3 protein-coding genes and 1 other RNA gene are annotated in these 5079 nt (G+C 40.1%); 3 read left to right on the top strand and 1 reads right to left on the bottom strand.

All coding sequences use genetic code 11. From position 1 onward, the window contains the following. Positions 1–289: 289 nt before the first annotated feature. The 3 genes from rnpB to H6G57_RS28560 all read left to right on the top strand — a co-directional run bounded on the left by rnpB (position 290) and on the right by H6G57_RS28560 (position 2630). Positions 290–715, top strand: an RNA gene (rnpB, locus tag H6G57_RS28550) — RNase P RNA component class A. Between the two features lie 89 nt (positions 716–804). Further along, the gene (gene rnc, locus H6G57_RS28555) at positions 805–1539 is read left to right on the top strand and encodes a ribonuclease III (RefSeq protein WP_190525217.1); all 735 of its coding nucleotides are present in this window, start codon (positions 805–807) and stop codon (positions 1537–1539) included. A 74-nt stretch (positions 1540–1613) separates the two neighbouring features. Beyond that, positions 1614–2630 carry a Gfo/Idh/MocA family protein gene (locus tag H6G57_RS28560; RefSeq protein WP_190525219.1) on the top strand — a complete coding sequence of 339 codons (1017 nt, stop codon included), beginning with the start codon at positions 1614–1616 and terminating at the stop codon, positions 2628–2630. A gap of 31 nt (positions 2631–2661) precedes the next feature. On the opposite strand, the gene H6G57_RS28565 is transcribed toward H6G57_RS28560, so the two are convergent. After that, on the bottom strand, positions 2662–4674 hold the full coding sequence (locus H6G57_RS28565; RefSeq protein WP_190525221.1) for a sensor histidine kinase: 2013 nt from the start codon (positions 4672–4674) through the stop codon (positions 2662–2664). Positions 4675–5079: the final 405 nt, after the last annotated feature.

The following is a 5079-nucleotide window of genomic DNA, read 5'->3' on the forward strand; positions in this document are numbered from 1 at the left end:
TGGGTTTGCCTTTAACTTTGTATTCTAAAACTATCATGGAATTCTCCTTGTTTCGACCTGTTTCTATGTTAACACAAATCAGGAAAATATTCACGGGGAATAAATTCCCCTGGGTCGATTTTCATCTCAGGTCTGAAGACACGCTCGTTTTCAATCTCCCAGGCTTGTCTTATAAAAAATTAGATCCCGAAATAGTAGCAAAGGCAAAACAACGGATTAGTCAGCTTCTCGTCTATGGGGAAATGCTATCAACTGGAGAACAGTTGCAGTAGTATAGAAAAGGGGGTAAAGAGTAAGCGCAGGCGATTACGGACTTGTTAAAAGTCTGAGGAAAGTCCGGGCTCCCGAAAGACCAAACTTGCTGGGTAACGCCCAGTGCGAGTAATCGTGAGGATAGTGCCACAGAAAGATACCGCCTTTTTACAGTCAACCGTGAACAGTCAATCTTTTGATAACTGATAACTGATAACTGATAACTGATAAGGGGTAAGGGTGCAAAGGTGTGGTAAGAGCGCACCAGCAACGTCGTGAGGCGTTGGCTCGGTAAACCCCGGTTGGGAGCAAGGTCGGAGGAACTAAGGTTGGTCTTTTTCCCGTTCCGCTCAAAAGTGGTACCGCTAGAGGTGTTTGGTAACAGACATCCCAGATAGATAATCGCCATCCAAAGCTGATTTCAGCCTGGATAACAGAACCCGGCTTATGTCTGACTCTTTCCCTCCTTTTTTGACTAACATAACAGGCAAGATGCCTGTGACACACACTTGACTTGATTGACAGGCAAGATGCCTGTTCCACTTCCACACTATGACTCTTGGCTATCCAAATCGAAAACGCCAGTTACAAAAGCTGATCCAACGTTTGGGACTTTCTAATCAGGCCCCCATTCCCTGGGACTTGTTAGATTTGGCTTTAACTCACCCTACATTGTCAGCAGAGGCCAATTATGAACAATTGGAGTTTGTCGGAGATTCGGTGGTGCGGTTGGTGGCGTCTGAGTTGTTATTTGAAGTTTATCCCCACTGTCCGGTTGGAGAATTTGCGGCAATTCGTTCAATTTTAGTCAGCGATCGCACTTTAGCGGAAATCGCAGATTATTACGGAATGTCCCAATTTTTGCTGGCCGCAGGCAGTGCAATGCGGGACAAAGCTGGGGAAGAATCTCGTCTGGCGGACTGTTTTGAAGCCGTATTAGCAACGTTATATCTGGGGACTCACGATTTAACCTTAATTCGTCCTTGGTTAGATCCCCATTTTCAACAACGAGCCGCAGAGATTATTCGAGATCCGGCTCGTCATAATTATAAAGCCGCTTTACAGGAATGGACGCAAAGTCATTATAAAATTTTGCCGGAATATAAGGTGCAGCAAAATCGCCAAATTCATAACGATCAAGAACGTTTTACCGCAGAAGTTTGGTTAAAAGGTCGTAAACTGGGTGAAGGAACGGGACGGTCAATTAAAGCGGCTGAACAAGCGGCGGCTCAAGTTGCATTTCTTTCGTTAGTAGATACCGAAAATCTAACAACTCTTCAGCATTAATCCCTTAAACACTGAACAACTGATAATGCGGATACTTGATAACTGACAACTGACACAATATTTTCTTAATTCCTATGACTCATCCAATTAATATTGCTATCTTTGGTGCAGGTCGTTGGGGTGTTCATTTAATCCGTAACTTCCACCAACATCCTGACTCTCAAATTGTGGCGATTGTAGATTCTAATCCTGATCGTTTACAAGCAGTTAGAGAACGATTTCAACTCCCTGAAACGGTCAGGTTAGTAACCGATGGGTCAACCATTTGGAATTTACCGAATTTAGATGCCGTTGTAATTGCGACTCCGGCGGTAACACATTTTCCTTTAATTTCAACCGCCTTAGAAAACGGGTGTCATGTTTTTACAGAAAAACCTTTAACGCTCAGTGTTTCTGACTCTTTGCAATTGTGTGAATTAGCACAACAAAAACAGAAGCAACTTTTTGTGGATCATACTTATTTATTTCATCCTGCTGTAGAAGAGGGTCAAAGGGTTATTCAATCAGGAAAATTAGGAGAATTACGCTATGGTTACGCCACCCGAACCCATTTAGAGCCTGTCCGACAAGATGTTGATGCGTTATGGGATTTAGCCATTCATGATATTGGAATTTTTAACCAGTGGTTAGGGGAAAAACCCATCAAAGTTAAAGCGACTGGAACGGTTTGGTTACAACCTGAATCAGGGTTATCGGATTTAGTGATTGCTAATTTAACTTATCCCAGTGGATTTCAAGCGTTTCTGCATTTGTGTTGGCTAAATCCTGACAAACAGCGTCGTTTAGCAGCCGTTGGAACTCAGGGAACCTTAATCTTTGATGAACTTCAATCAGAAGCTCCTCTTACTTTACAACACGGTTATTTTAATCGAATTGATCAGACTTGGAAAGCGGCGGGATTAAATCGAGAAATTATCCCCATTCAACATCGTGAACCCTTAGCTCAAGTTTGCGATCGCTTTCTCGATTCAATTCAAAATCATCAACCTTCCCCCATTTCTTCCGGTTGGGTTGGTGCAGAATTAGTTAACATTTTGGGTGGGTTGAGTGAATCGTTAAAAGCAGATGGACAGCCTATTTTATTAGAGTAGGGAACATTTACAAGTTATTGATTTTTCATTCCTAAGTTGAAACTGAGTTAACTTTAGGAGGAGAAATTGAACCTTGATTTTCTAGCGATTTAACATCAGTATCGGACAAAGGAATTCCAATCATCACGGTTGTTCCTTTATTTAACCCCGCACTATCGAGAACAATATAACCCCCCATCATTTGCATTAAACTCCGAGAAATCGCTAAACCTAATCCAATTCCCCCAAATTCCCGTGTCGTTGAACCATCCACCATCGCAAACGGTTGAAAGATTTTTTGCTGTTGTTCCGGCGCAATTCCAATTCCGGTATCCTTAATGGTTACCACAACTTGATACCGCATTAAATCTGATTTTGAGCGGGGTTCATCTTCCGGTATTTCAAGAGTATTAGTATCAGAATTTTCCGGGGAATTTGAGATAGATTCAATGCAGGTTGCCATTGTAATTCCTCCAGACTTTGTAAACTTGACGCAATTATCAATAATATTAATAAAAACTTGCTTTAACTTATCAGGATCAGCGTGAACAATAATCGGTTTATTTAGAATGGGTAGAGCAATAGTTAAGCCTTTTTGTTGAATATCTACCATTTTTAAATTCACTGCATCTTTCAGGGTTTGTTCTAAATCCGTTGGTTCAAGCATGACCGATAACTTGCCTTCTTCAATTAAAGCAATATCTAAAATATCATCGACTAAATTTAATAAATGTTTGCTAGAATCATAGGCAATTTGAAGATAATCGTCCTCTTCTTCTTGGGTATCACAAAATCCATCTTGAATTAAGTTAATGGAATTAATAATCCCATTTAAAGGGGTTCTTAATTCGTGAGAAACAACGCGCAAAAATTCATTTTTCAATCGATTAGCGACTTTAGCTTCTTTGGACGCATACTCTAAAGCTTGCGCTCTGGCTCTAAGACTCCCGACCATAGTATTCAGAGCTTCAGCTAATTGATTAAATTCTCGAATTTTAAGATTTCGAGGAACATTACCCGGAGTATCCAAATCATTAGCTTTTAGGGCATAATCTCTCAACTTTTCTAAGGGATAAGCTAAATCTCTGGAAATATAAAGGGCTGCAATAATGCTGGCAATAACCAAACATAAAATTAATGAAATTAACAAAGATTTAATATCTCTTAATCCTGACAAAGCATCGTCTAAATCAACAACCGCTAAAACCACCCACTGATTATCCTTTTCCTGGGTAATTGGGCTAGGAATTGCATCATATCCTGCTAAAAGTTCCCGACCGGATTTATCAAAAGAAAATAAATGAATAAAAGAATTTCTATTTTCCGCCAGAGCATTAGATAATAAATTATTTAATCGATCAGAATCTGTTTCTTCTTCAATATTACGTCCCACTTGATCAATGTTAGGATGACTGATAATAGTTCCCCCTTGATCAATAATCACTGTAAATCCTGTTAAAGATTTAGGACGATCTTTGGCTTCTAAATATAAGGTTGATTGCAAACTTAACGCATATTTTAATACGCTTTTATTGTTATTCTGATTAAGATAAATTGGCGAACTAAATACTAATCTAACTTGATTTTGCCAATCTGACTGCTGTGAATCAACTTCAGGAGCTAAATAATTAATATAAATCTCAGCGTTTTGAGGCTTTTGTAAAGGCCAGAAATTTTTCGGGATAGAATAGATGGGCTGTTTTCCACAGGTACTCGCAACCACTTGTTCTGTTTGCAGATCAGTCAATTGTAGACAATTAACCGCAGGAAACATTTGCCCTTTAAGCTGGGAGAGAAAAACAGAATACTGTTGAGCTTTTCCTGATTGTAAAACAATATTGTCCGTTGCAATCCTCAAATTAGACTGGATAGAAGCAGTCCATTCTTCAAGGGTTTGTGCTTTTTTAGTAGCACTCTCTGTTAAGTTAAAACGGGCTGTTTCCAATAAACCAGAACGAGCTTTTCTATAAGTAACATACTCTCCCACAAGCAGCACAGGAAGACTAAGCAGCAAAATCTGCGTCAGTAGAATCCGGCGAAATGAAGATTGACGTAGCTTGGGCATAGTAGAAGATAGGAAGCAAGAGACAGGAGCCAAGGGTGAACAGCACAGAGCAGTTCCCTGGATAATGGATCAATGATGCTTTGACTTTAACCGATCTGAATCCATCAGATCTAAAAAAAACAGATCCCTATCCTAACCGACTGAGTGTCAAGTTTTGCAGCATCATCACGAGTTAGGGTTAAACCCTGACAATTTATCACTAAATTTGCTTGTTTACAAAACCGGACATGAGAGTTTCCATTGATTCAGTCTTAATTATTATATAAGATCAACGGTTTTTGACACTCCCCGCTCTGAAGAGACGGGGATTCTACATTCTACGTCAGAATTTGCTCAACCAGGGTTGCCCCAAGAAGAGTAGAGACTCCAACTCCTGTAGCGTTAATTCGGGAATGCCCTTCCCTA

The sequence above is a fragment of the Planktothrix sp. FACHB-1365 genome, assembly GCF_014697575.1.
Classification (GTDB): Bacteria; Cyanobacteriota; Cyanobacteriia; order Cyanobacteriales; family Microcoleaceae; genus Planktothrix.